Source organism: Thioclava sp. F36-7 (assembly GCF_002020075.1).
Lineage (GTDB): Bacteria > Pseudomonadota > Alphaproteobacteria > Rhodobacterales > Rhodobacteraceae > Thioclava > Thioclava sediminum.
Genome location: NZ_MPZR01000009.1, coordinates 131,351 through 156,613, shown reverse-complemented (window position 1 = coordinate 156,613; position 25,263 = coordinate 131,351). Strand labels below are relative to the sequence as shown.

Genomic DNA, 25,263 nt, shown 5'->3' with positions numbered 1-25,263 from the left:
CATCGCATGACCCGGCTCGGATTTCTGATCAATCGCACGCTGCGGCGCGAAGCCCCGCTGGCCGCGCTCTCCGTCTCGCAAAAGGTTTTGCTTGGCGATCTGGCAGGCAAATCCGTGGCGCTGGTCGGCAATGCTCGCGCCTTGGCCGAAGGGCAGGCGGGGGCGGAGATCGACGCGCATGACGTGGTGATCCGGATCAACCGCGCGCCGATGCCTTCGGCTGAAAGCCACGGCACGCGCACCGACTGGCTGGCGCTTGCGACCTCGCTTCCCGAAGCCGAGCGCGCCCGCGTCGCGCCGTCGCGCATCCTGTGGATGAGCCACAAGCGCAAGCGGCTCGATTGGCAGACCGCCACCAGCCCCGGTTTCTACCTGCATCCGCTGGACGATTACGAAGGGCTGAAGCTCAAGCTGGGCGCGCAGCCCACCACCGGCGCGATGCTGATCGAGATGCTCCTGCGCTCGGATCTGGCGCGGCTCGACCTCTACGGCTTCGATTTCTTCGCCTCGCTTTCGCTGTCGGGGCGGCGCTCGGCCGACAAGGTTCCGCACGACTTCGCCGCGGAAGCGGAGATGGTTGGCGGGTTTCTTGCTTCCGATCCACGTATCATTCGGAACTAACGGGGCGTCGAACCCCTTTCATTTCCTGACGTAAAGCGGTAGGAAGCCGCGTTCTATTCGAGCAAGGAGGTCCTCATGGGCTATAAAGTCGTCGTTGCGGGCGCCACGGGGAACGTGGGCCGCGAAATGCTGAACATCCTGGCCGAGCGCCAGTTCCCGGTCGATGAACTGGTGCCGCTCGCGTCGCGCCGGAGCCTCGGCACAGAGGTCAGCTTTGGCGATCAGACCCTGAAGACTAAAGATATCGATGGGTTCGACTTCACCGGCTACGACATCGCGCTGTTCGCGATCGGCTCGGACGCCACGAAGAAATACGCGCCCATTGCCGCCAAGCAGGGCTGCATCGTGATCGATAACTCGTCGCTCTACCGCTACGACCCGGACGTGCCGCTGGTCGTGCCGGAGGTGAACCCGGAAGCCGTCGACGGTTACGCGAAGAAAAACATCATCGCGAACCCGAACTGCTCGACCGCGCAGATGGTCGTGGCGCTCAAGCCGCTGCATGACCGCGCCAAGATCAAGCGCGTCGTCGTCTCGACCTACCAGTCGGTGTCGGGCTCGGGCAAAGCCGCGATCGACGAGCTTTGGGACCAGACCAAGGGCATGTATGTCCCCGGTCAGGAAGTGGAGCCGAAGGTCTATCCGAAGCAGATTGCGTTCAACGTGATCCCGCATATCGACGTGTTCCTCGACGACGGGTCCACCAAAGAAGAGTGGAAGATGGTCGCCGAGACGAAGAAGATCGTCGACCCGGCGATCAAACTGACCGCGACTTGCGTGCGCGTGCCGGTCTTCGTGGGCCACTCGGAAGCGATCAACATCGAGTTCGAGGAGTTCCTCGACGAGGACGAAGCGCGCGACATCCTGCGCGAGGCGCCCGGCATCATGGTCGTCGATAAGCGCGAAGATGGCGGCTACGTCACCCCGGTCGAATGCGTCGGCGATTTCGCCACCTTCATCTCGCGCATCCGTCAGGACTCGACCATCGAGAACGGCCTGAACCTCTGGTGCGTGTCGGACAACCTGCGCAAGGGTGCGGCCCTGAACGCGGTGCAGATCGCCGAGACGCTGGGCAACCGCGTGCTCAAGAAGGGCTGAGGCTTCGGCCTTTTTGGATTTGGAAACGCCCGGTCGGAAGATCGGGCGTTTTTCTTTCGGGATGAGGCGAGAAGGGACGCGCCCGAGCCTTGGGTGGGCGCTGTACTCCGCATGTGGCTGGACGCTTTATCCCGTAAGCCCTTCTGACGTTCGTGCGCGCGACGACATCTCCAACGCGCCCTCCCGGGGGAGGGTCGGGCGCGGCCCGGGGCTGGTCGCCCCGCGCTACAAAGCCTTACCGCGCGACCCGCTTCACTCCCAGATACGGCCCTTCGCCCGCCGCCGCGATCCGCGCTTTGGCAGCTTCGATCTCCTCATAGGCCACGCTCATCGTTTGGCCGTTGGCATGGATCATGGTCTCATGATCGCAGGCGAGCGCCACATGGCCTTTCCAGAACAGCAGATCGCCACGCTTCAGGGGCGCGCCCTCCGGCACGGTCTCGCCCATTTCCGCCCATTGCAGGTCGCTGTCGCCCGGCACGGACTGCCCGCATAGCGCGAAGCTGATCTGCACCAGACCCGAGCAGTCGATCCCCGCACGGCTGTTGCCGCCCCAGAGATAGGGCGTGCCCAGCAGACGCTCGGCCACCGCGACCGGATCGTCCTCGGGCCGATCGAGCGCGCGCAGATGCTGGCGCGGCACGAAGCCCTCGGCGGTCACGGCGAACATGCCGTCGTCGCCCGTCACTGACAGATGCGCGCCCATCGAGAGCTGCATAACTTCGCCACGTTTGATTGCCGCCTCGCGATAGACATGCGTCGCAGGCGCGGTGACGACATGGGTGGAAGGTTCGGGCGTGCCGAAGGCATCAGCGGCGACCCAGCCGCAATATCCGTCCCATGCGGCCTGCACGAAGGCGAAGCCGTCGCGCTGGTCGATCACGGTCACCGCGGCGCCAAAAAGAAGCTGCCGGTCGCGCAGGCTGCCCGGCTCTGGGCAGAGATCGGTTACGGGCGCGACGATCCGCGCGGGCATGCCGTGGGTGAAGCCTTCCGCCTCGATCTGACCGCGCAGGGCCTCCAGCGCGATCTCGCCTGAATAGGGCAGGCGGCGGCGATCGGTCATTTCAGCACCTCGGGCAGGGCTACGAGGATCGCCCGCGCGCCTTGCCCGACCCCGCCTTTCGGTCGAGCGGGGGCGGCGGCGGGTTGCCAGCCGTAGATGTCGAAATGGGCGAAGCGCTTTGTCTCGGTCACGAAGCGGCGCAGGAACAGCGCCGCGGTGATCGAGCCTGCCATGCCGCCCGAAGGCGCATTGTCGAGATCGGCGATGCCGGGTTCGATCTTCGCCTCGTAGGGCGTCCAGAACGGCATCCGCCAGAGCGGATCGGCCACCGCGCCCGAGGCTGTTGCCAAGGCCTGCGCGACGCCCTCGTCGTCGGTGTAGAACGGGTGGATGTCCGGCCCCAGAGCGACCCGCGCCGCCCCCGTCAGCGTCGCCATGCAGATCATCAGGTCGGGCGGGGTTTCATCGGCATAGGCCAGCGCGTCGGCCAGCACCAGCCGCCCCTCGGCATCGGTATTGTTGATCTCGACGGTCAGCCCCTTGCGGCTGGTCAGGATGTCGCCGGGGCGGAAACTGTCGCCGCCGACCGAGTTCTCTACCGCCGGGACCAACACCCGCAGGCGCAGCTTCGCGCCGGTCGCCATGATCATATGCGCAAGCCCCAACACGGTGGCCGAGCCGCCCATATCCTTCTTCATCAGCCCCATCGAAGCGCCGGGCTTGAGGTTCAGCCCGCCGGTGTCGAAGCACACGCCCTTGCCGACCAGCGTCAGCGCCGGTCCTTCGCTGCCCCAGCTCAGCTCGATCAGCCGCGGCGTGCGCGGGGAGGCGCGGCCCACCGCGTGGATCATCGGGAAGTTCTGCGTCAGAAGATCGTCGCCCTTGATCACCTTGGCCTCTGCGCTGTGACGCTCGGCGAGCAGTCGAGCGGCGCCCTCCAGCTCGTCCGGGCCCATATCGGAGGCGGGGGTGTTAATCAGGTCACGGGTGAAAGCCTCGCCCTCGGCCACGGCTTCGATCTGCGCGGCATCCAAGCCCTCCGGGCAGACCAGCCGCGCTTTCGGCGGCGTGGCTTCGGCATAGCGGCCGAACCGATAGCCCGCGAGCAACCAGCCGAGCGCCGTTTCCGCCTTCAACTCTTCAGACAGGTCGCCCTCGATCCGCCATGCGCCTTCGGGCAGGGCCGAGGCCGCCCGCGTGAGCGAGAACCGCTCGCGCGCCCGTGCCGCATCAGTCCCGAGACCCAGCAGCGCCGCCTCCGCGCCATCCGGCCCAGGCAGAAGCGCGACTTGCCCGGCGCTCGCCTTGAACCCCGTGGCCTCGACGAAGGCGCGCTGCGCGGGAGGCAGATCGGCCAGAGCCTGCTCCAATCCTTCGGGCGCAACGGCGATCAGCGCGCGCGCGGGCGCGTCCGCCTCGGCGAAGCGCATCGCGGGGCGCGGGGCGAGAAAGGAAAAGTCTGCGGGCACGTTTGCGGTCTTGACTGCGCTCATGGGGGGCGGCTCCTTGGCTCTGGTGGTTGCTTTCGTCCCAGAGCCTAGCGTTGCCGCGCCTGCCCGCAAGGGCCGATCGATCACGCCTCAGGAAGACAGGTTGCCGATATCCCAAACCTCGGTGAGCGAGCGTTCCGCGATCCGGCCCAGCCGCGCCATCACCGCCGCCTGCGCCACCGCATCGCCGCCCGAGAGGCAGTCCAGAAGGTCGCGCGCCGTGCTCACCATCGAAACGAGCCCGACCTGTTCGGCAAGCTCCATCACCTCGACGATCGCGCGGCGCAGCTTGCCGCATTGGCCGGATTTCGTGGCCTCTTCCAACGCGCTGAGATGGAAGGCGAGATCTTCGACTGTGGCGCAGATCACCCGCTCCGCCCCGTCCTGTCCCAGCTCCGCATAGAGCACCACCAGCCGCGCCGTATCCAACGACATCTTTTCCTTGCAGCGCAAGCGAGACACCTGTGTCACCCCGACACTCCCTTTGATTTCACCATCACCCGGGCGGTAACGTGATCGAGAGGTCTCAAGATTTCGTTGAGCGATACGGAAAATCTTCTCGAAACCCGGCGCGCAACGCGCTATTTGACGCAGCGATAAGACGCCAGACACCAGACGAGGGATCGATGAGAGAGCATGTGAAACCGCTGCCCAGCTACCTTGTGAGCCGTTATCAAGGATGGCACGCCACCGCCTATGACGAGAACCGCGCCTGGTATCGCCGCCTCGCCTCCGAAGGGCAGCGCCCGCGTTCGATGATCATCGCCTGCTGCGATAGCCGCGTGCATGTCACGTCGATGTTCGGCGCCGATCAGGGCGAGTTCTTCATCCACCGCAACATCGCGAACCTCGTGCCGGAATTCACGCCCGATGGCGATCACCACGGCACCTCGGCGGCGGTCGAATATGCGGTGACCAGCCTGAAGGTCGCGCATCTGATCGTGCTAGGCCACTCCAATTGCGGCGGTGTCGCGGGCTGCCATGCGATGTGCTCGGGCCATGCGCCGGAGCTGGAGGAGAAAAGCTCCTTCGTCGGCACCTGGCTGAACCTGCTGCGCCCCGGCTACGAGCGCGTGAGCGAGCTGCCCGAGGATCAGCAGGTGCTGGCGCTCGAGCGTGAGGCGGTGAAAGTCAGCCTCGAGAACCTGATGACCTTCCCCTTCGTGCGCGAGGCGCTCGATGCGGACCGGATGACGCTGCACGGGCTGCGCCACGACATCGGCGAAGGCGTGCTTGAACAGTATGACGCCGACACGGATCGGTTCGAGACGTTCTGAGGCTTTGCCTTATCCGTTGGCCCCCGCGCGGGGCCGACGGCTCCGCTGCGGCGGAAATCCGACTGGTGTTCACGGGCTGTTAAGCTTGATGCGCGAGGCTGGGGGGACCCCGCCAATGCGAACGAGCTTCGACCCGCCATGTCACAATCTGCATCCCGCTCCCATTCTCAGCATCGCCTTGTCTCCCTACGCCTGCCGCTCGATCTGATCGACCGCATAGCGGCGGAAGCGCGCGCGTTCGGTCTGCCCCCGGCAGAGCTGATCCGGCGCGTGTTGCAAGACGGTCTGGCGGAGGAGGCAGCGCCCGAAGCATCCGGTGCGAAAGCGCCACTGCCGGAAATGCACGCGGTGCAGGAGGCGCTGGATCAGGCGCGCGACTGGTTCGATCTGCAACATCGACTGCGGGGGGAAGGCTTCGTTCTGCGGCTTGCAGGCGGCGGGGCCTTGGGGCTGCATGCATGGCCCACCAACCGCTTCCTGATGCTTCTCGACGAGATCGGGCCGAGCCTGACGGAGTTGGTGCTACGCTTCGGCGCGCCGTTTCCGGGCGATGATGGCGGGCGCACCAAGATCGTCGGTGCGACGGCAGGGCAGGGCGCGTCGGCACGGGCGGTCGCCGCCGAATATGCGGCAGCGCAGGTCGCGCAGGCAGTGGGACCGCAAGCCGCGCCGGACGAGAAGACGCCCGAGGCGACCGAGAAGACTGGCGGCGCAGAGGCGCAGCCCCCCGAGGCGGCGAAGGCCGAGCCTCCCGCACGCGGGTTCCTGCGCCTGTCGCCAGCGCTGCTCGCGAAACTGCGCGCTGCGGCCGATCCGCGAAACGCGGCCTGATCACGCGGGCCTTCGCCGCGCGCGGGGCTGTTCGCGTAGCCTCGCTTTAGCGCAGCACCTGATCCGTCGGCCAGCTGAGCGTGGTCTCGGTGCGGATCGTCTTGGTCTCGCCTGCGCCCAGATCGAAGCGCCATGCGAGCACGCCACGGCGATGGTCGTAGTCGCTCTCGCTTGCAGGCGGGGTCGCCTTGGTCGTGATCTTCAGGTCTTCCTGTTCGGAATAGGGCACCCGGTCGATCACCCGCATCGGCCAGCCTTTGTCGGTGAGGTTTTTCACCTCGATCTCGACCACGTCGCGGCGCTCATTGGATTTCGAGATGAAGCCGCTATCGCCTTCCATCGTGTCGGGCATGCGGCGCTCCACGCGGATGCCTTCGATCGGCCCGAAGCCAAGCGTCAGATCGTCACCCGCCGCGACCATCGGCAGATGCGACTGACCCACGAGCGCCCCATCCGCAAAGAGGTTCGCGGGGCCGGGCAACAGGATCTCGCCGGTGTCGTTCTTGCCCTCGGCTACGCGATAGGCCTGCGGATCGGTCAGCGGCGCGGCCTCGGCGAAGACCTCCATCGGCAGGGTCTTGGAATCGAGGCTTAGGCGCAGATCGTCCACCCCGTCGCGCAGGTCCACCGCGCTCGGGTAATGATAGGTCACCGTCTCGCCCTGCATCTGCAAATCGGCGCGGTCGCTGATCGCCGCCTCCATCATCGGGGCAGAGGCAGCGCCATCGGACGCGGCGAGGGAACGCTTCATCGGGACCGGCGTGGGCGGCGCATCGGGATCACCGATCCGGGCGAGGCGCGGATAGACCTCGCCGGGCTCCGCCCGCCCGCCGGGACGTGCCGTCGAGAGCGTCAGATCTACGCCACGCCAATCCTCGCCGGTGGCCTGATGGACCGAGACGAACCGCTCCATGTCCACCGCGCTCTTGTCGCGGTCGAGCCGCAGATCGTAGGAGGGCTGCCAGCCCGCGTTCTGGACGTAAGAAGTGATCGTCAGCGTGCCCGAGCCCTGCACTTTGGCGCTCAGCACGTCGTGATCCTCTGCCGGGTTCAGCAGCGCATCGAGCGCAGCCTGTGCCTGCTTCACCGCCTCCTTCGCGGGGTCGAGCGCGGCTTCGGCGCGGCGGGCTTCCGCCTCGGCGGCAATCGCGCGTTCGGTGGCGGAGAGGATCTGATCCTCTACCATCTGCGCCAGCGCGCGTAGCTGTTCAGGCGCGGTTACCTGCGAGTCGGTGTTCTTGAGATAGGTGATCTGGTCGCGCGCGGCCTGCGCCTTCGCGCGGATCACGGCCACCGCGTCTTCCTGTTCCGCAAGCGCCTCTTGCGCCGAGGCCAACCGATCGCGCGCAGATTTCACTGCGGCGCTGTCCTGCCCGCTGATCGCAGGCGCGCGCCCGGAGAGCAGGCTCACCGCGCCGATCTGCACACCGTCACCCGACACTCGCAGCGTCGAGACGTCGGTGCCCTCGGGAAAGCCCGGCACCAGCAGGTCATGGCTGCCCTCGGGGGCGTCGAGCGTCACCTGCCGCACCACCTGCGCGCCGCGTGGGAATAGCGTCACGGCCGTGATCTTGCCTGGTGCCTCGATCGTGTCGGCCAAGGCGGGCAGGGCGGTCGCGGCCAGCAGGGCCGCCGTGAGGGTAATGCGCATCGGTTCCTCCCAAATCCGTTCCAGATTGAGCCTGCGTCGCGCCGCGCGCAGTTGCAAGCCATTGAAATCCGGCGCGGCTCGCCACTGGCGGGAACTCGCCAGAGCGTCCGTGCGCGGGGCAGGGACGCTGTGCCTGCTTGCCCTTGCGTCCGCAGCCGCGCGCGCTTACGTTGCGCCCTACCTCGGGGTGCCAGCGCAAGGCTGGCTGAGATGCGATCCACGCGAACCCGTTGAACCTGAACCGGTTAAGACCGGCGGAGGGAAGGTAGCCGGATCTCCCGGCCCCACTCCGCCCGGCAAGCCCAAGGAGTGAGGCATGAAAACCCACCTGATGCTTGCGGGAGCCCTGAGCCTGATCGCCACGATGGCGGCGGCCGAGGACAAGCCCGTACTCACCGTCTACGCGCCCGATTATTTCACGAGCGAATGGGGCCCCGGCCCCGCGATCGAGAAAGGGTTCGAGGCGACTTGCGATTGCGATCTGAAATTCGTGGCGGGCGATGTGCTGCCGCGCATCCTGCTCGAAGGCGACAAGACGCAGGCCGATATCGCGATCGGCCTGAACACCGACGTGACCGCGAAGGCGCGCGCCACGGGTCTGTTCGCCCCGCATAACGAGGACACCTCCGATCTGACCATGCCGGTCAAATGGGACGATCCGATCTTCCTGCCCTTCGACTGGTCGGAGCTGGCCTTCGTCTATGACAAGACCAAGCTGAAAAACCCGCCCGCGAGCTTCCAGGACCTGCTGAATGCGCCCGACGATGCCTACAAGATCGTCATCGAGGATCCGCGCAGTTCGGTCGCGGGTCTGTCGCTGCTGCTCTGGGTGAAAGACATCTACGGCGACAAGGCCGAAGAGGCCTGGACGAAGATCGCGCCGAAGGTGCTGACGGTGACGCCGGGCTGGTCCGAGGCCTACGGGATGTTCACCGATGGCGAGGCGGATATGGTGCTCAGCTACGTCACCTCGCCCGCCTATCACATCGTGGCCGAGAAGGACGACAGCAAGGCCGCCGCGATCTTCCCCGAGGGGCATTACTTCACCCCCGAACTGGTCGCGCAGCTCAAGACCTCGAAGCATCCAGAGCTGGCGCAGAAATTCCTCGATTACGTGCTCAGCCCCGATTTTCAGGGCATGATCGCGACGGCGAACTGGTCCTTCCCGGCGAAACTGCCCCACGATCAGCTGCCCGAGGTGTTCCGCAACCTGCCGATGCCCGACAAGACGCTCTATCTGGGTGAGGCCGAGGCCGAGAAACTGCGCGGTCCGGCGCTGGACGAATGGCAACGCGCCTTCTCCAAATAAAACGCGCGCCCCTCTGGGCGGTGCTGGCGGGTGCGGCTTTGGCCGCGCTCGTCCTTGGCACGTTGGCGGCGGTGACGCTGCGCGCGGGCGGGCTCACCGGGCTGCGCGAGACCGACCTCGCCGCGATCCGCTTCACGCTGTGGCAGGCGGCGGCCTCGGCGCTGATCTCCTGCGTGCTGGCGATCCCGGTCGCGCGTGCACTACACCGGCGCCGCTTTGCGGGGCGGGGGCTGCTGATCTCGCTGCTGGGGGCGCCCTTCATTCTGCCGGTGATCGTCGCCGTCTTCGGGCTGATCGCGGTGTTCGGGCGGCGCGGGCTGGTCAATGCGGCACTGGCGCCCTTCGGCATAGATCCGATCTCGATCTATGGCGCGCAGGGCGTCATCATCGCCCATGTCTTCTTCAACCTGCCGCTGGCCACGCGGATGCTCCTGCACGGCTGGGAGGCGATCCCGGCCGAGCGGTTCCGCCTTGCGGCCACCCTCGGCTTCGGCCCGGCCGAGGTCACCCGCCACCTCGAACGCCCGATGCTGCGCAGCGTCCTGCCCGGCGCGTTTCTCGCGATCTTCCTCGTCTGCCTGACCTCCTTCGCGGTCGCTCTGACGCTGGGCGGCGGGCCGCGCGCGACTACGGTGGAGCTGGCGATCTACCAGGCCTTCCGCTTCGATTTCGACATGGGCCGCGCGGCGAGCCTTGCGCTGGTGCAGGTCGCGATCTCGGTCGCGGCGCTGCTGATCGCGGCGCGCGCCACCCTCCCGTCGAGCTTCGGCGCGGGGCATGACCGCCGCGCCACGCCGATCCCGCAGCTGTCCGGCGGGGCAGAGCGCGTGGCCTTCGATACGCTCGCGATCCTTCTGGCGGCCGTCTTCCTGCTGCTCCCCATCGGGGCCGTCTTCGCCCGTGGGCTGCCTGCGCTGGCCGAGCTGCCCGAGATGATCTGGCCCGCCACGCTGACCTCGCTGGTGATCGCGTTGGCCTCGACGGTGATCACCCTCGCCATCGCTCTGCCGCTTGCGCTGGCGGCCACGCGGCAACGCTGGGCGGAAATCGCGGCGATGCTGCCGATGACCGCGTCGAGCCTCGTGATGGGCACCGGCGCCTTCCTGATCGCGCGGCCCTTCGTGAACCCCACGAGCCTCGCCCTGCCGATGGTGCTGCTGACCAATGCCGCGCTGTCGGTGCCCTTCGCGACCCGCATCCTGATGCCCGAAATTCGCACGTTGCAGGCCGATTACGACCGGCTCGCCGCCTCGCTCGGGCTGCATGGCTTTGCCCGGCTGCGCCTGCTGACGGTTCCGCGCCTTGCCCGGCCGCTGGGCTTCTCGGCGGGGCTGGCCGCGGCCTTCTCGATGGGCGATCTGGGCGTTATCACGCTGTTCTCGGACGGCCAGACCCGCACCCTGCCGCTGGCGCTGTTCCAGCTCATGGGCTCTTATCGCATGGATCAGGCGGCGGGCGCTGCGAGCCTGCTCCTGATCCTCACCTTCGCGCTTTTCTGGGCGCTCGACCGCGCGGGGCATTATGCTGACCCTCGATAGACTGACCCTCACACAGGGCGATTTCCGCCTCGATGCCGATCTGAAGATCCCTGCCGGAGCGCGCGTCGCGCTGATCGGCCCGTCCGGGGCGGGCAAGTCGACGCTGCTTGCGGCCATCGCGGGGTTCTTGTCGCCCGCAAGTGGCCGCATCCTCTGGCAGGGCGAGGACATCACCGCGACGCCGCCGGGGGAGCGTCCGCTCTCGATCCTGTTTCAGGATCAGAACCTCTTCCCGCACCTGCGGCTCGAGACCAATCTCGCGCTCGGCCTGAACCCGAAAGGCAAGATCGACGCCACCGACCGCGCCCGGATCGAGACGGCGCTGGCGCGTGTGGGCCTTGAGGGGATGGAGAGGCGCAAACCCGGCGCGCTGTCGGGTGGGCAGCAAAGCCGTGCGGGGCTCGCGCGGACGCTGCTCCGCGGCCGGCCGATCCTGCTGCTCGACGAGCCCTTCGCGGCGCTGGGGCCCGCGCTGAAATCCGAGATGCTGGCGCTGGTGGCCGAGATTGCCCGCGAACAGGGCACGACGGTGCTGATGGTCAGCCACGATCCCGAGGATGCCCGCGCGCTTTGTCCGCAGACGGTTCTGGTGGCCGAGGGCCGCGCCCATGCGCCGCAAGAGACCGGACCGCTTCTCGACGATCCGCCGCCTGCGCTGCGGGACTATTTGGGAGAGTAGGGGCTCTGCCTCTCTTCGCTGGCGCGAATTCACCCGGGGATATTTGAACAAGCCCGAAACGGTCTGCGCTTCGGGCTTGCTGGAAATATCCCGGGGGTCCGGGGGCAGTGCCCCCGGCCTTGGGTTCAGTAGATCACGACCGAGCGGATCGACTCGCCCGCATGCATCAGGTCGAAGGCCTTGTTGATGTCTTCGAGCGGCATGGTGTGGGTGATCATCGAGTCGATCTCGATCTTGTCGTTCATGTACCACTCGACGAATTTCGGCACATCGGTCCGACCCTTGGCGCCGCCGAATGCGGTGCCTTTCCAGGTCCGGCCCGTGACGAGCTGGAACGGGCGGGTGCCGATCTCGGCCCCCGCGGGTGCGACGCCGATGATGACCGACACGCCCCAGCCGCGATGCGAGCATTCCAGCGCGTCGCGCATCACCTGCACGTTGCCCGTGGCGTCGAAGGAATAGTCCACGCCGCCGATCTGGTCGCGCTCGGTCTTGGTCAGGTTGACGATCTGCTGCACCACCGGAACGTCCGATTTCGAGGGGTTCACGAAATGGGTCATGCCGAACTTGCGCGCCATTTCCTCTTTCGAGTCGTTTAGGTCCACGCCGATGATCATGTCAGCACCCGCCATGCGCAGGCCCTGAATCACGTTCAGACCGATGCCGCCGAGGCCGAACACGGCGGCAGTCGAGCCGATCTCGACGCCTGCGGTGTTGATCACCGCGCCGATGCCGGTGGTGACGCCGCAGCCGATATAGCAGATCTTCTCGAACGGCGCGTCGTCGCGCACCTTGGCGAGCGCGATCTCGGGCATCACCGTGTGGTTCGCGAAGGTCGAGCAGCCCATGTAGTGATAGATCGGCGTGCCATCGAGCATCTTGAAGCGCGTGGTGCCGTCCGGCATCAGGCCCTGACCTTGGGTGTTGCGGATCGCGGTGCAGAGGTTCGTCTTGCCCGAGAGGCAGGACGGGCATTCGCGGCATTCCGGCGTGTAGAGCGGGATCACGTGATCGCCCGGCTTCAGCGTGGTGACGCCTTCACCGACCTCGAGCACGACGCCCGCGCCCTCATGGCCGAGGATGGTCGGGAAGATGCCCTCGGGGTCAGCGCCCGAGCGGGTGAATTCGTCGGTGTGGCAGATGCCGGTGGCCTTGATCTCGACGAGCACTTCGCCCGCTTTCGGGCCGTCCAGCTCCACTTCCATGATTTCGAGCGGTTTTCCCGCCTCGAGCGCGACTGCGGCACGGGTTCTCATGGGCGCATACTCCTTGTATAAATTCCGCAATAGCCTGCGTTATCGGCGCGGCCAATGCAATGAAGGGTGCGACATGTTGAAACGATTTTTCGTCATGGGTTCGATGCTGGCGCTTGCGGCCTGCGATCCCGCGGGTCCGATGAGCGAGACCCCTACGGATGGCGCCTATCCTGCGCCCCAGCCTGGTGCGCCCGCGCCCTATGTCACTTCGCCGGTCAGCGTCACCAAGGGCGGCTTGCAGGAACGTGAGCCCGACACTTGCGGTGCGGTGAACTACACCTCGGTCCTCGGCCAGCCAGCGGCGCAGATCCAGACGCTGGGGATCGCCAAGCCCTATCGCATCGTGGAATGGCGCGGCGTCGAGGATCAGGTCTACAATCCGCAGCGCGTCGTGTTCCGGCTCGATTCCCGCGGGAATGTCTACAATATCGATTGCGGGTGAGCCTGATGGAACGGAGCAGGGCGCGGATCGGTCTGATCGTCACACTTGGGGTCGCAGCCTTCGGGGTCGCGGCCTGCCAGCCGCACCGCATGCCGCCCCGTTCGGGGCCGCCCGCGGTTGGCGTCTGTCCGCCGCCCGGACTTGCGTCGCTCGTGGGGCGTCCTGAAACGGTGCTGGCGGGGCTCACCCTCGCGCGGCCCCATCGCATCATTCATCCGGGCGATGCGGTGACGATGGATTACGCCCCGGATCGCGTGAATTTCGAGATCGACGGGAGCGGCACGATCGCGGCGGTGCGCTGCTACTAGGGCAGAGAGTGCGACGGATCGGGAAAAGGAAAAGCCCCGTGTCTGACCAGGACACGGGGCTTTTCTGCAGGAAGAAAAGCGCCCGACGATACGAACTGGGTGGGGGCTGTTTACCGCACCGTCGGGCTTTTAGCGTTTTCCGCTGAATTGAAGGTGGCTTGGAAACCCGGCAGGAAGGCGCAGGAAATCAGGCATTTTCGCGGTCTTATTCCGGCGCGGCAAAGGCGTATGCAACCTTAGCGCGGGTGGGCTTGATTTGCGCCACGCGCGATGTACCCTTTGTAAATGACGGTCCAAACGCCTTCCCCCTATCCGAACCCTTCCGGCGTGCCGGAGCAGATCGCGTTCGATCGCTCCGAGCTTGGCGTGATCCTGTCGCTTTACGGGCGCGCGGTCGCGGCCGGTGAGTGGCGCGATTACGGGATGAGTTTTCTACGCGACGTCGCGGTCTTCTCGATTTTTCGCCGCGCCGCCGAAGTGCCGATCTACCGGATCGAGAAACGGCCCGCGCTACGCTCGAAACAGGGGCAATATGCGGTGATCGGCCAGCAGGGGCAGGTGCTGCGGCGCGGTCACGATCTGCGCCAGGTGCTGCGGGTGCTCGAGCGCAAGCTGATCCGCGCGGTCGAGTGAGCGCGTCCCGCGCGCAACCAAGGTCTTTCTAAGCTGCCGCGCCCAATGCCATGCGCGTTGCCTCGCAGCCCCTGACTTGCTAAGCCAGCGCCGAAGGAAACCTGCGAGGCGCGCGTCCCATGTCGTTCAATACTTTCGGTCATCAGTTCCGCGTCACCACCTGGGGCGAAAGCCACGGGCCTGCGCTTGGCGCGACGGTGGATGGCTGCCCGCCCGGCATCGAGATCGACGAGGCGTTCATCCAGCAATTCCTCGACCGTCGCCGTCCGGGCCAGTCGAAGGAAACGACCCAGCGCAAGGAGCCCGACGCTGTGCGCATCCTCTCGGGTGTGTTCGAGGGCCGCACGACCGGCACGACGATCCAGTTGATGATCGAGAATACCGATCAGCGCTCGAAGGATTACGGCGAGATCGCGCGGCAGTTCCGCCCCGGTCATGCCGATATCACCTACCACCAGAAATACGGTGTCCGCGATTATCGCGGCGGTGGGCGCTCCAGCGCGCGCGAGACGGCGGCGCGTGTGGCCGCAGGGGGCGTCGCGCAGGCCGCGCTGCGCCAGTTGGTCCCCGATCTTCAGATCTATGGCTACATGGTGCAGATGGGCGCGAAACATCTGGACCGCGCGAAGTTCGACCGCGATGCAATCCTGCAAAACCCGTTCTTCCTGCCCGATGGCGAGGCAGCGGATGAATGGGCCGATTACCTCGCCGCGATCCGCAAGGGTCAGAACTCGGTCGGGGCCGCGATCGAAGTGGTGGCAGAGGGCTGCCCGGCAGGTCTGGGCGCGCCGATCTACGCCAAGATGGATACCGAACTGGCCGCTGCGATGATGTCGATCAACGCTGTGAAAGGCGTGGAAATCGGAGAAGGTATGGCTGCAGCGGCACTGACCGGCGTCGAGAATGCCGACGAGATGGTGATGGGCCCCGAGGGCGTCGAATATCTGTCGAACCACGCAGGCGGCATCCTTGGCGGGATCACCACCGGCCAGCCGATCACGGTGCGCTTTGCGGTGAAGCCGACCTCGTCGATCCTGACGCCGCGCCGCTCGGTTAATGTCGCGGGCGAAGAGGTTGAGGTGATCACCAAGGGCCGCCACGATCCTTGCGTCGGTATCCGCGCGGTGCCGGTGGCCGAGGCGATGATGGCCTGCGTGATCCTCGATCAGTTCCTGATGGACCGGGCGCAGACCGGCGGAGTGCGCGGGACGATCGGCTGAGGGGGCGCTGCCCCGTCGCCGAAGGGCGACATTATCGAGGCAAGAGGGGGCTCTGCCCCCGCTCCTGCGGAGCCCCCCGGGATATTTTCGCCAAGCCGAAGATAGGCAGCGGTCTGCCGGGCGCCGATGCAGAGTGCTATGACGTGGCGTGCGCGACCTTGCGGGATGTGAACCGCCCGGTTTATTCTGCGAGCCCCGGGGGCGTTTCCCGGAACCGGAGGGCAGATGTCACAGGCAGATCAGATCAATCGCGGGCGCAAGTTCGATCAGGTGCTCGAAGGGGCGCGGACGATCTTTCTGCGCGACGGGTTCGACGGGGCCTCGGTCGATGACATCGCCAAGGAAGCGGGCGTGTCGAAAGCCACGCTTTACAGCTATTTCCCCGACAAGCGGCTGATGTTCGTCGAGGTCGTGCGCTCGCAACTGAAAGAGCAGACCGACAGCGCCGTCGCTACGATCGATTTCGGCGCAGCCCCCGAGGTGGTTCTGTCGCTCGCCGCTGCGCAGATCGTCGACTCGATGAGCTGCAAGCTGAACCAGGGGCTCTACCGGCTCTGCGTCGCCGAATCCGAGCGGTTTCCCGAACTGGGCCGCGCCTTTTACGCGGCGGGGCCGGAGTTGGTGCATGAGCTGCTGATGGAGTACCTGCGCTGTGCTGCCGATCGGGGCGAGCTGGTGATCGACGATATCGACCTTGCCGCCTACCTCTTCATCGAGCTGTGCAAGTCGGAACTGCACCCGAAGCTTCTGTTCGGGATTTGCGACAGCTTCACCGGCGAGCAGAAAGAGCGCGTGATCCGGGGTGCGGTCGCGATGTTCCTTGCGCGCTACGGGGCGAAGGCCTGATCAGGCCAGATCGCGCACCATCCACTGATTGCCTTCACCGCGCTGCAACTGGAAGCGGCCCGTCTTGATCAACAGGTCCGAGAGCTTCGCGCTGCCATAGGTGCGGGTGTCGAAATCCGGGTTGGCCTGCGTGATGAACTGGCCGAGCTGGCCCAGCGAATACCATTCCTCTTCCAAACCGATCGCTTTCATCGCGTTGACGATGATCGGGATCGCGGCTTTCGGCTCCTGCTTGCCGCCCGAGGATTTCGGGGCGCTGGTGCTGCTGGTCTTGTCAGACGTCGGCTTGGCGGTTGTGTCGGTTGTGCTGTCGCCATTGCCGAGGTTCTCGACATAGATGAAGCGTTTGCAGGCCTTGCGGAAGGCCTCAGGCGTCTTCTGTTCGCCGATGCCGTAGACGTCCAGTCCCTGTTCGCGGATGCGGGCGGCGAGGCGGGTGAAGTCGCTGTCCGAGGAGACCAGCACGAAGCCGTCGAACAGATCCGAATGCAGGAAATCCATCGCCGCGATGACGAGGCCGATATCGGAGGCGTTCTTGCCCTTCGTATTGGCGAATTGCTGATCCGCGACGAGGCCCAGTTCGGCCACGCGCTTGGCCCAGCCCGCGAGGCGCTGCGCCGACCAGTCGCCGTAGATGCGGCGCACCGAGGCTTCGCCCAGCGAGGCGATCTCTTCGAAGATCGCTTCGGCATATCCGGCGGGGACGTTATCGGCGTCAATCAGCACGCACAGGCGCGGGGCGCGGGAGGCGGGGCTGATATGGGGCAGCTCGGAAATGTCGGGCATTGTTACTCCTGTTGTCCCTTCCCAGATAGCCCGCTTGCCCGCGACATCCAAGAGCGCGGGCGCTTTGCGCCGCGTCAGTAGAGGGAGAATTTCAGCGGCCCTCCGGCCCGTCATACTGGCGCTCGACCTTGGCGACACGCAACGCGTAATGGCGATACCAGCGATCCTTGCCGAGTTGCTGCGCGAGCTGGTGCTTTGCCACCGCTTTCCACGCGATCAGCGCCGCCTCGTCGGCCCAGTAGCTGACGGTGAGGCCGAAGCCCGTCGCGTCGCGTGCGCTTTCCATCCCGATATAGCCGGGCTGCTCTGCGGCGAGCGCGGCCATCTGTTCGGCCATCGCGCCATAGCCCTCATCGCTCGCCCCGGGCAGAGAGGCGAAGATCACCGCGTAATAGGGCGGGTCGGGCAGGGGCGCGAAGCCGGGGGGCGGGGTGGACATCGGGCATCTCCAGAGAACGGAAAACGCCCCCTCGCGTACGAGGGGGCGTTCATCAGTCTAGCAGGTCGAGCCCGGGCTTACAGGTCGAACTTCTTGCCCTTATGGGGCGCCCAGAGCTTCTTGTTGGTCAGGTACAGGAGCGTGCTCAGCACCGCCAGCATCAGTACCGCGACGAAGCCCCAGCGCTTGCGCGATTCCAGCTTCGGCTCGGCCGTCCACATCAGGTAGGCAGCAACGTCCTGAGCCATCTGTTCGACGGTGGCGGGCGTGCCGTCCTCATATTCGATGAGGTCTTCCGAGAGCGGCGGAGGCATGGCGATCCAACCACCCGGGAAGGTGTGGTTGCCGTAGAAATACGAGCCCGCCTCTTCCTTCTCTTCGCCGGTGTAGCCGGTCAGGACCGAGTAGATATACTCGGGGCCGCCGATGCCGCGGAAGAACTGGTTGATGCCGAGACCGTAGGGGCCGTGGAAGCCTGCACGCGCTTTCGCCATCAGCGACAGATCCGGACCCATGCCCATGCCGGAGATGAACGGGAAGTGGTCGGTCTCCTTGCCGGGGCGCTCTTCGCCGGTTTCCTTGTCCATTACGGTGAACTCGGCAGCATAGGCGCGCACCCAGGCCGGGTCCATCATCGGGCCGCCCTGATCAGCGAGCGTGCGGAAGGCGACATAGCGCAGGCCGTGGCAGGCCGAGCAGACCTCCCGGTAGACCTGGAAGCCGCGGCGCAGCTGCTGTTGGTCGAAGGTCCCGAAGGGGCCCTCGAAGGAGAAGTCGATATCCTCGACATGGCTTTCGCCGCTTTCGGCCGCCATCGCCGGGTAGGCCAGGGCGCTTGCCCCGATCACCAGCGCCGACAGGGCAGAGATCAGAAGATGTTTCATTTGGTGTCCCTCTTCCTTACTCATTCAGCCGATTTGATGTCGTAGTGGTGGTTGAAGTCTTCCTCGATCGTCGCCGGCATCGGTTGCGGCTTCTCGATCAGGCCAAGCAGCGGCAGGATCACGAGGAAATAGACGAACCAGTAGGTCGCGCCGATCAGCGAGATGTAGGGGTAGATCCCGTCGGTCGGCATCGCGCCCACCCACATCAGCACCATGAAGTCGATCGCCAGCAGCCAGAACCACCATTTGAACATCGGGCGGTAGGCGCCCGAGCGCACTTTCGAGGTGTCGAGCCACGGGGCCAGCGCCATCACGAGGATCGCGCCGAACATCGCGAGCACGCCGAAGAACTTCGCGTCGACGATGCCGAAGGTGATCCAGTTGACGAACATCACGGCCCAGACGTCCGAGGTGAAGGCGCGCAGGATCGCGTAGAACGGCAGGAAGTACCATTCCGGCACGATGTGTGCGGGCGTCGCCAGCGGGTTCGCCTCGATGTAGTTGTCGGGGTGGCCGAGATAGTTCGGCATGAAGCCCACAACCGCGGCGAAGACCAGCAGGATCACGGCGAGCGCGAAGAGGTCCTTGATCACGAAATAGGGCCAGAAGGGCAGAGTGTCCTTCTCGGCTTCCGCTTTCGAGCCGGTGCGGACCGGAACGCCGGTCGGGTTGTTGTTACCCGTGGTGTGGAAGGCCCAGATGTGAACGACGACGAGCGCCGCGATCACGAAGGGCAGCAGGTAGTGCAGCGAGAAGAAGCGGTTCAGCGTCGCGTTGTCCACCGCCGGGCCGCCCAGCAGCCAGGCCTGGATCGACTCGCCGATGCCCGGGATCGCGCCGAACAGGCCGGTGATCACGGTCGCGCCCCAGAAGGACATCTGACCCCAGGGCAGAACGTAGCCCATGAACGCCGTGCCCATCATGCACAGGTAGATAATCATGCCGATGATCCAGGTGATCTCGCGGGGCGCCTTGTAGGAGCCGTAATAGAGGCCGCGGAAGATGTGGATATAGACGGCGAGGAAGAACAGCGAGGCGCCGTTCGCGTGGATGTAGCGCAGCATGTAGCCGCCATTCACGTCGCGCATGATGTGCTCGACCGAGGCGAAGGCCAGATCGACATGCGGGGTGTAATGCATCACCAGAACGATGCCGGTGACGATCTGCAGCACGAGGCAGAAGGCCAGCACGATGCCCCAGATCCACCACCAGTTCAGGTTCTTGGGGGTGGGGATCATGATCGTGTCGTAGATCAGCCCGATGATCGGAAGACGCTTATGCGTCCATTTCTCGAAGCCCGTCTTGGGCTCGTAATGGTCGTGGGGAATGCCCGACATTTAAATGCCTCCTCAGCCCAGCTTGATGGTGGTTTCATCGGTGAACTGGGCCACCGGGATATCGAGATTGCGCGGAGCGGGGCCTTTGCGGATCCGGCCGGCGGTGTCGTAATGCGACCCGTGGCAGGGGCAGAACCAGCCGTGGTAGTCCCCGGAGCCGTTGCCGATCGGCACGCAGCCCAAGTGGGTGCACACGCCGATCATCACCAGCCATTCGCCCGCCTCGTCGAGGGTGCGGTTCTCGTCGGTCGCTTCGGCGCCCGGCTTGTTCGCGTTCTCGGCGGAGGTGTCGACCAGATCGGAGAGCGGCACTTCACGCCCCAGTTCGATCTCTTCCTCGGTGCGGCGGCGGATGAAGACCGGCTTGCCGCGCCATTTCACTGTGAGCTGCGTGCCGGTCTCGACGCCCGAGATGTCGACATAGATCGACGAGAGCGCCTTGACGTCGGCCGAGGCATTCATCTGGTTCACCAGCGGCCAGACGGCTGCGCCGGTCACCACCGCGCCGGTGCCGGCGGTGGCGTAGTAGAGGAAATCCCTCCGGGTGCCTGCGTTATTATCTGCGTGGGACACGTTGTCTCTCCTTCCCGGGCCCGCGAGGGGGCCGATAGTGACGTGCCGGGGCACGTCGCGAGGTGCCGCCAAACATGGCCGCTCTCATACCAATCACGAATTTGTCAGTCCAGAACACATTCGCCTGAATTTGTGTTGAGGGGCAGTTAAATGTCGCTCTTGCAACAGATCACCCAAGGTCAATGGCCATGCGCATCGGCGAAGGGGGCCGCGCGAGAAGCTCGACGCACAAATACTGCTCCCTATTGGGGAAAAGCGATTCGTGGCCTTAAAAACATATAACAAATTCGCATTTTTGAAGATGAGCGGGCCCCACGCGGCGCCTATCGCACCCCGTATGGTGGCCCCTCAACATGTAGTATCCGCCGTCCTTCCATTCAGTCGGGCGCGAGCAGGTAGCCCAGACCGCGCACCGTCTGCAGATAACGCGGCTCGCGGGGGTCGCGCTCGATCTTTCGGCGCAGGCGCGTGATCTGAACATCGACCGCCCGATCGCCGCCGCCTTCCTCGCCACTGCCGCGCTCGCGGCCCAGCTCCTCGATCAGTTCCGTGCGGCTGACCACGTCGCCCGCATGAGTCGCGAAGATACGCATCAGCTGCACCTCGGTTGCGGTCAGCTTCACCAGCGCATCGCCATCCCACAGCTCGCCCCGCTCCTGATCGTATTTCAGGGGCCCCAGCGAGAGGTATTTCGGACCGCTCTCGGTCTCCTGCGGCACCCGGCGCAGGATCGCGTTGATCCGCAGCAGCAGTTCCTTCGGCTCGAACGGTTTCGCGAGATAGTCGTCGGCGCCCGCTTCCAGCCCCTCAATCCGCTCGCGTGTTTCGCCGCGCGCCGTCAGCAGCAGGATCGGCGTGGCGATCGATCTGGCGCGCAGATCGCGGGTCAGCGACAGCCCGTCCTCGCCCGGCATCATCACATCCATCACGATCAGGCTGAATTCCAGCCCCGACAGCAGCGACCGCGCATGGGCCGCGTCGCGCGCGGCAGTGACGAGAAAACCGTTGCGCTGCAGAAAGCTCTTCAGCAGCGTCCGGATGCGCTCGTCATCGTCGACGATGAGGAGATGAGGGTCGGCCGAGTAGGGCATCAATCGTCTTTCATCATTTGATAGAGCTTGTGCAAGTCGGGGCCCATCATCGCCTCCAGCACCTGCCGGAAGCCCGCCACCGCTTGCGGTCCCGCCGCGCGATAGGCAGAGCGCATCCGCCCGCGCTGCGCCTCGGACAGCGCGCGTTCCAGCGTCTCGCCCTCGGCGGTCAGATGCAACCGCCGCTCGCGCTTGTCGCGGGTGCCGACGCGGCTTTCCACCAACCCGTCCTCGATCAGCGTGCGCAGCACCCGGTTGAGCGATTGCTTGGTCACGCCCAGAACCGCGAGCAGCGTCGTCACAGTAAGCCCCGGCTGGCGGTTGATGAAATGCAGCGCGCGGTGATGCGCCCGCCCATACCCGTATTCTTCGAGCAGGCGGTCAGGATCGGCGGTAAAGGCGCGATAGGCGAAGAACATCGCCTCGATGCCTTTGCGCAATTGCTCGTCCGTCAGGAAAAGAAGTGTCTCGCCCCCGGGGCTTCCGCTATCTGCCATATCGTCCCTCTCTTTTGCGTGACTTTATGTCAGCCTTGTTGACTATCCAAGACTCAACTGCTACCGCAGAGCAGTTTTGACGCAACAAAGTGTCCACTTCGGACGCAAGTTGCGCAATATTCGTAAAATGGCGTGACTGCAAGGAGAGTAAGATGTCGGGCTCGTATGACGATCGTGACGGCAAGATCTGGATGGATGGACAGCTTGTGGAGTGGCGCGACGCCAATGTCCACATCCTGACTCACGCGCTGCATTACGCGTCCTCCGTCTTCGAAGGCGAGCGTTGTTACAACGGCAAGATTTTCAAAGGCGAAGAGCATTCCGCCCGCCTGCGCAGATCGGCGCAACTGCTCGACATGGAAATCCCCTATTCGGTCGAGGAGATCGAAAAGGCCAAATACGACATGCTGAAAGCCAATGGCTGGACCGACGCCTATGTGCGCGCGGTGGCCTGGCGTGGCGCGGGCGAGGATATGGGCGTCTCGGCGCGCAAGAACCCCGTGCGTCTGGCCGTCGCTGGCTGGGAATGGGGCAACTACTACGGCGATGCGAAGATGCAGGGCGCCAAGCTCGACATCGCGAAATGGCGTCGTCCCGATCCGCGCACCATTCCCGCTGAAGCCAAGGCCGCCGGTCTCTACATGATCTGCACCATGTCGAAGCACGCCGCCGAAGATCGCGGCTATTCGGACGCGCTGTTCATGGACTGGCGCGGCTACGTGGCCGAGGCGACCGGCGCGAACATCTTCTTCGTGAAAGACGGTGAGGTTCACACGCCCAAGGCAGACGTGTTCCTCAACGGGATCACCCGTCAGACCGTGATCGGCCTGCTGAAGGAAAAGGGCATCACCGTCCACGAGCGCCTGATCGAGCCGACCGAACTGGCCGAGTTCGAACAGTGCTGGCTCACCGGCACCGCCGCCGAGGTGACCCCGGTCAGCCAGATCCGCGACTTCAACTTCGAGGTCGGCGCGCTGACCCGCGACATCGCCGAGACCTACGAGAAACTCGTGCGCGCCTGATCCGCGCTTCGGTCGAGAAAACAGAAGGGCGTGCCCCCCGGCACGCCCTTTCGCGTTTTAATAGCTCTCAAGCGTAAGTCAGATGGTCAGGTGGCTTCGGCCCGCTCGATCCGCAGGAACTGTTTCATCCGCGCGCCGTGGTCGGGCCGCCCGCGTTTGCTGAGCTCCTTGATCACCGGGTGGATGCCTTCGCGCCGTTGCAATTCGAGAAACCGCTTCACGCGCGGCCCCTCTGCCTTGAGTTCGGCGCGGTCGATGATGTGACGGGACATATCTTCCTCCTCTCGTCATCGCCTCTGATAGCGGAACTATAGCACGATTCGACCGAGTCGTGACGCAGGGGCAGGCAGGTTTATTGTCGCAGGCGGATCGGCGCTCAACCTTGCGGTGTCGCGGCCTTGCGCGCGCGCTTGCGCTCCAGCCCCAGCCAATGCTCGCGCAGGATGATCGCGATACCCGCCGCGATGATGAGCGCAGCCCCGGCGAGGGTCGCATGGGTCGGCACTTCCGAGAAGATGGTGTAGCCGATCACCAACGCGAGCAACATCGAGGCGTAATCGAACGGCGCCACCAGCGAGGCATCGGCGAAGCGATAGGCCGAGGTCAGCATGATCTGCCCGGTGCCGCCGATCAGCCCTGCGAGGATCAGAAGCGTCGCCTCCCACGCGGTCGGCACGACCCAGCCAAAGGGCAGGGAGGCCAGCGAGAGCACCGAGGCGGTGCAGGAGAACCAGAAGACGATCGCCGAGGTGCGCTCCGACCCGACCATGCGGCGAATCTGGATCTGCGCCAGCGCCGCGCAGGTGGCGCCCGCCAGCGCGAGCCCCGCGCCAAGCGCTTCCGTCCCACCTTCGGGCCCGCTGCCGCCCAACCGGGGCCAAAGCACGATCAGAACGCCCACCATGCCCAGCCCGACCGCCGAGAAGCGGAAGATCCGGACCGTCTCGCCCAGCAGAAGTGCCGCGAAGACGACCGTCAGCAGAGGGGCCGCATAGCCCAGAGCGGTCGCCTCGGGCAGCGGCAGGAAGGCGAGGGCGGCAAAACTCAGCGCCATCGCGGTGGTTCCCACGACGCCGCGCATGACGTGGTTGATCGGTTTTTCGACCCGCAACCCGCCCTGCAATTCACCGCGCCACAGCAACCAGAGCAGGATCGGCACGATGCCGAAGAAAGACCGGAAGAACACCGCCTCGCCCGGCGGCACCCGGTCGGAGACCGATTTGATCAGCGCCTGCATGATGACGAAGCCCGTGACCGTGCCGAGCTTCAGCGCGATTCCAAGGAGCGGGCGAGGGGTCTGGGTGGTAACGGGTGTCATGACCGCGATCAGATAGGCCGTGAGCGGGGCGCGGCAATCGGTTTCGTCACGCTGCTTGCTCCAGCCGTGAGAGCGCCCATTGCGCGGCCTCGGCCACCACTGGATCGGGATCGTCCAGATGCGGGCGCGCAGCCTCGGCCAAACCCGGATCGCCAGAGTTTCCAATCGCATAGAGCACATTGCGCAGGAAGCGGTCGCGGCCGATCCGCTTGATCGGCGAGCCCGAGAACCGCGCCCGGAATCCGGCATCGTCGAGTGCGGCCAATTCCGCCAGAGGCGGCGCGCCGACGCCGCCGTGATAGCGCGCCTCACGCGCCTCGGCGGCGAACTTGTTCCATGGGCAAACGGCCAGACAATCGTCGCAGCCATAGATCCGGTTGCCCATATTGGCGCGCAGCTCCTCGTCGATCGGCCCCTTATGCTCGATCGTGAGATAAGAAATGCAGCGCCGCGCATCGAGTTGGTAGGGCGCGGGAAAGGCCTCGGTCGGGCAGATGTCTAGGCAGGCCGTGCAAGACCCGCAATGGCTGATCTCCGGCGCGTCGGGCGGCAGCTCCACCGTGGTGAAGATCGCGCCGAGGAAGAACCAGCTGCCCAGATCGCGCGCCAGAAGGTTCGTGTGCTTGCCCTGCCAGCCCAGCCCCGAGGCCTCGCCCAAGGGCTTTTCCATCACCGGAGCGGTATCGACGAAGACCTTGATCTGCTCGCCTTCGGGCGCCTGATCGAGCAACCAGCGCCCGACGCGCTTGAGCCGCTTCTTCACCAGATCATGGTAGTCCTTGCCCTGCGCATAGGCCGAGATCACCCCGTGATCGCGCGCCTTGAGCAGGTCCAGCGGGTCGTATTCGGGCGTGTAGGTCTCGGCCAGCATCACCACCGAGCGTGCCTCGGACCACAGCGCCGTGGGATCGCCGCGCCAGCCCATGCGCTCTTCCATCCAGCCCATCTGGCCATGCATGCCCGCGCCCACGAAGGCGGCCAGCCGCTCGGCGGCCTGCGGGATCGCGTCGGGCGTGGTGATGCGCGCCTTCGAGAAACCCTCGGCAAGGGCCGTCTCGATCAACCGCGCTTTCAACTCCGCACTCATGGCTTCGCCTTGGTCCAAATATCC

28 protein-coding genes and 1 riboswitch are annotated in these 25,263 nt (G+C 65.5%); of the genes, 13 read left to right on the top strand and 15 right to left on the bottom strand.

Translation table 11 applies throughout. The annotated features are described in order from the left end of the window. Nucleotides 1-6 precede the first annotated feature (6 nt). Together BMI89_RS16755 and BMI89_RS16750 are read left to right on the top strand one after the other, a co-directional pair. On the top strand, nt 7-621 hold the full coding sequence (locus tag BMI89_RS16755) for a glycosyltransferase family 29 protein (RefSeq protein WP_078572004.1): 615 nt from the start codon (nt 7-9) through the stop codon (nt 619-621). Between the two features lie 75 nt (nt 622-696). After that, nucleotides 697-1,719: an aspartate-semialdehyde dehydrogenase gene (locus tag BMI89_RS16750; protein WP_078572002.1), complete on the top strand. Its 1,023-nt coding sequence runs from the start codon at nt 697-699 to the stop codon at nt 1,717-1,719. A 235-nt stretch (nt 1,720-1,954) separates the two neighbouring features. Here the strand turns inward: BMI89_RS16750 and BMI89_RS16745 are convergent, their stop codons facing one another. The 3 genes from BMI89_RS16745 to BMI89_RS16735 form a co-directional block, all read right to left on the bottom strand. Further along, the gene (locus BMI89_RS16745; RefSeq protein ID WP_078572000.1) at nt 1,955-2,785 is read right to left on the bottom strand and encodes an NlpC/P60 family protein; all 831 of its coding nucleotides are present in this window, start codon (nt 2,783-2,785) and stop codon (nt 1,955-1,957) included. Further along, entirely contained in the window at nt 2,782-4,218 is a 1,437-nt protein-coding gene (locus BMI89_RS16740) for a leucyl aminopeptidase family protein (protein WP_246832057.1), read from the bottom strand. Before BMI89_RS16740 ends, BMI89_RS16745 begins: the two co-directional genes overlap by 4 nt. 87 nt (nt 4,219-4,305) lie before the next feature. Next, entirely contained in the window at nt 4,306-4,650 is a 345-nt protein-coding gene (locus BMI89_RS16735; protein WP_078571999.1) for a hypothetical protein, read from the bottom strand. 191 nt (nt 4,651-4,841) lie between these two features. On the opposite strand from BMI89_RS16735, the gene BMI89_RS16730 reads away from it, so the two are divergent. Together BMI89_RS16730 and BMI89_RS16725 are read left to right on the top strand one after the other, a co-directional pair. Then, nucleotides 4,842-5,492, top strand: a complete 651-nt coding sequence (locus BMI89_RS16730; RefSeq protein ID WP_078571997.1) for a carbonic anhydrase — start codon at nt 4,842-4,844, stop codon at nt 5,490-5,492. Between the two features lie 138 nt (nt 5,493-5,630). Next, nucleotides 5,631-6,323 (top strand): hypothetical protein, encoded by a 693-nt coding sequence (locus BMI89_RS16725; RefSeq protein WP_078571995.1) that lies wholly within the window; start codon nt 5,631-5,633, stop codon nt 6,321-6,323. 46 nt (nt 6,324-6,369) lie between these two features. Here BMI89_RS16725 and BMI89_RS16720 read toward each other — a convergent pair whose 3' ends face one another. Beyond that, nucleotides 6,370-7,974: a DUF4139 domain-containing protein gene (locus BMI89_RS16720; RefSeq protein WP_078571993.1), complete on the bottom strand. Its 1,605-nt coding sequence runs from the start codon at nt 7,972-7,974 to the stop codon at nt 6,370-6,372. Nucleotides 7,975-8,147: 173 nt separating this feature from the next. After that, nucleotides 8,148-8,254, top strand: a riboswitch (TPP riboswitch). Nucleotides 8,255-8,290: 36 nt separating this feature from the next. On the opposite strand from BMI89_RS16720, the gene thiB reads away from it, so the two are divergent. Genes thiB through BMI89_RS16705 form a run of 3 tightly spaced genes read left to right on the top strand, consistent with a single transcriptional unit; the run spans nt 8,291 to nt 11,500 of the window. Continuing rightward, nucleotides 8,291-9,283 carry a thiamine ABC transporter substrate binding subunit gene (thiB, locus tag BMI89_RS16715; protein WP_078571991.1) on the top strand — a complete coding sequence of 331 codons (993 nt, stop codon included), beginning with the start codon at nt 8,291-8,293 and terminating at the stop codon, nt 9,281-9,283. Then, nucleotides 9,259-10,821, top strand: a complete 1,563-nt coding sequence (locus BMI89_RS16710; protein ID WP_078571989.1) for a thiamine/thiamine pyrophosphate ABC transporter permease ThiP — start codon at nt 9,259-9,261, stop codon at nt 10,819-10,821. The genes thiB and BMI89_RS16710 overlap by 25 nt, the downstream gene beginning before the upstream one ends. Next, entirely contained in the window at nt 10,805-11,500 is a 696-nt protein-coding gene (locus tag BMI89_RS16705; RefSeq protein WP_078571987.1) for an ATP-binding cassette domain-containing protein, read from the top strand. Before BMI89_RS16710 ends, BMI89_RS16705 begins: the two co-directional genes overlap by 17 nt. Nucleotides 11,501-11,625: 125 nt before the next feature. Here BMI89_RS16705 and BMI89_RS16700 read toward each other — a convergent pair whose 3' ends face one another. After that, nucleotides 11,626-12,756: an S-(hydroxymethyl)glutathione dehydrogenase/class III alcohol dehydrogenase gene (locus BMI89_RS16700; protein ID WP_078571985.1), complete on the bottom strand. Its 1,131-nt coding sequence runs from the start codon at nt 12,754-12,756 to the stop codon at nt 11,626-11,628. Between the two features lie 73 nt (nt 12,757-12,829). Here BMI89_RS16700 and BMI89_RS16695 point away from each other — a divergent pair, with 73 nt between their 5' ends. The 5 genes from BMI89_RS16695 (at nt 12,830) to BMI89_RS16675 (ending at nt 16,205) form a co-directional block, all read left to right on the top strand. After that, nucleotides 12,830-13,198 (top strand): I78 family peptidase inhibitor, encoded by a 369-nt coding sequence (locus tag BMI89_RS16695; protein ID WP_078571983.1) that lies wholly within the window; start codon nt 12,830-12,832, stop codon nt 13,196-13,198. 5 nt (nt 13,199-13,203) lie between these two features. After that, nucleotides 13,204-13,506: an I78 family peptidase inhibitor gene (locus tag BMI89_RS20645; protein ID WP_168176828.1), complete on the top strand. Its 303-nt coding sequence runs from the start codon at nt 13,204-13,206 to the stop codon at nt 13,504-13,506. Nucleotides 13,507-13,791: 285 nt separating this feature from the next. Then, the gene (locus BMI89_RS16685) at nt 13,792-14,139 is read left to right on the top strand and encodes a DUF2794 domain-containing protein (RefSeq protein WP_078520175.1); all 348 of its coding nucleotides are present in this window, start codon (nt 13,792-13,794) and stop codon (nt 14,137-14,139) included. A gap of 119 nt (nt 14,140-14,258) precedes the next feature. Then, nucleotides 14,259-15,359: a chorismate synthase gene (gene aroC / locus BMI89_RS16680; protein ID WP_078571981.1), complete on the top strand. Its 1,101-nt coding sequence runs from the start codon at nt 14,259-14,261 to the stop codon at nt 15,357-15,359. Nucleotides 15,360-15,584: 225 nt separating this feature from the next. After that, nucleotides 15,585-16,205 carry a TetR/AcrR family transcriptional regulator gene (locus BMI89_RS16675; protein ID WP_078571979.1) on the top strand — a complete coding sequence of 207 codons (621 nt, stop codon included), beginning with the start codon at nt 15,585-15,587 and terminating at the stop codon, nt 16,203-16,205. Here BMI89_RS16675 and BMI89_RS16670 read toward each other — a convergent pair whose 3' ends face one another. From BMI89_RS16670 to BMI89_RS16640, 7 genes are all read right to left on the bottom strand, one after another. Next, nucleotides 16,206-16,991 (bottom strand): NYN domain-containing protein, encoded by a 786-nt coding sequence (locus BMI89_RS16670; RefSeq protein WP_078571977.1) that lies wholly within the window; start codon nt 16,989-16,991, stop codon nt 16,206-16,208. A 91-nt stretch (nt 16,992-17,082) separates the two neighbouring features. Further along, the gene (locus tag BMI89_RS16665; RefSeq protein WP_078571975.1) at nt 17,083-17,430 is read right to left on the bottom strand and encodes an antibiotic biosynthesis monooxygenase; all 348 of its coding nucleotides are present in this window, start codon (nt 17,428-17,430) and stop codon (nt 17,083-17,085) included. Between the two features lie 77 nt (nt 17,431-17,507). Beyond that, on the bottom strand, nt 17,508-18,314 hold the full coding sequence (locus BMI89_RS16660) for a cytochrome c1 (RefSeq protein WP_078571973.1): 807 nt from the start codon (nt 18,312-18,314) through the stop codon (nt 17,508-17,510). 20 nt (nt 18,315-18,334) lie between these two features. Next, nucleotides 18,335-19,651 carry a cytochrome b gene (gene petB / locus BMI89_RS16655; protein WP_078520170.1) on the bottom strand — a complete coding sequence of 439 codons (1,317 nt, stop codon included), beginning with the start codon at nt 19,649-19,651 and terminating at the stop codon, nt 18,335-18,337. Between the two features lie 12 nt (nt 19,652-19,663). Next, entirely contained in the window at nt 19,664-20,224 is a 561-nt protein-coding gene (petA, locus tag BMI89_RS16650) for a ubiquinol-cytochrome c reductase iron-sulfur subunit (protein ID WP_078520169.1), read from the bottom strand. Nucleotides 20,225-20,601: 377 nt separating this feature from the next. Beyond that, nucleotides 20,602-21,315 (bottom strand): response regulator transcription factor, encoded by a 714-nt coding sequence (locus tag BMI89_RS16645; RefSeq protein ID WP_078542808.1) that lies wholly within the window; start codon nt 21,313-21,315, stop codon nt 20,602-20,604. Beyond that, nucleotides 21,315-21,812 (bottom strand): MarR family transcriptional regulator, encoded by a 498-nt coding sequence (locus BMI89_RS16640; RefSeq protein ID WP_075775697.1) that lies wholly within the window; start codon nt 21,810-21,812, stop codon nt 21,315-21,317. Before BMI89_RS16640 ends, BMI89_RS16645 begins: the two co-directional genes overlap by 1 nt. Nucleotides 21,813-21,964: 152 nt before the next feature. Here BMI89_RS16640 and BMI89_RS16635 point away from each other — a divergent pair, with 152 nt between their 5' ends. Further along, nucleotides 21,965-22,834 carry a branched-chain amino acid aminotransferase gene (locus tag BMI89_RS16635; RefSeq protein ID WP_078542809.1) on the top strand — a complete coding sequence of 290 codons (870 nt, stop codon included), beginning with the start codon at nt 21,965-21,967 and terminating at the stop codon, nt 22,832-22,834. A gap of 86 nt (nt 22,835-22,920) precedes the next feature. Here BMI89_RS16635 and BMI89_RS16630 read toward each other — a convergent pair whose 3' ends face one another. The 3 genes from BMI89_RS16630 to queG all read right to left on the bottom strand — a co-directional run bounded on the left by BMI89_RS16630 (nt 22,921) and on the right by queG (nt 25,239). Continuing rightward, entirely contained in the window at nt 22,921-23,106 is a 186-nt protein-coding gene (locus BMI89_RS16630) for a hypothetical protein (protein WP_078520166.1), read from the bottom strand. A 104-nt stretch (nt 23,107-23,210) separates the two neighbouring features. After that, nucleotides 23,211-24,152: a DMT family transporter gene (locus tag BMI89_RS16625; protein ID WP_078571972.1), complete on the bottom strand. Its 942-nt coding sequence runs from the start codon at nt 24,150-24,152 to the stop codon at nt 23,211-23,213. Between the two features lie 46 nt (nt 24,153-24,198). Beyond that, nucleotides 24,199-25,239, bottom strand: a complete 1,041-nt coding sequence (gene queG, locus BMI89_RS16620) for a tRNA epoxyqueuosine(34) reductase QueG (protein WP_078571970.1) — start codon at nt 25,237-25,239, stop codon at nt 24,199-24,201. Between the last annotated feature and the right edge of the window lie 24 nt (nt 25,240-25,263).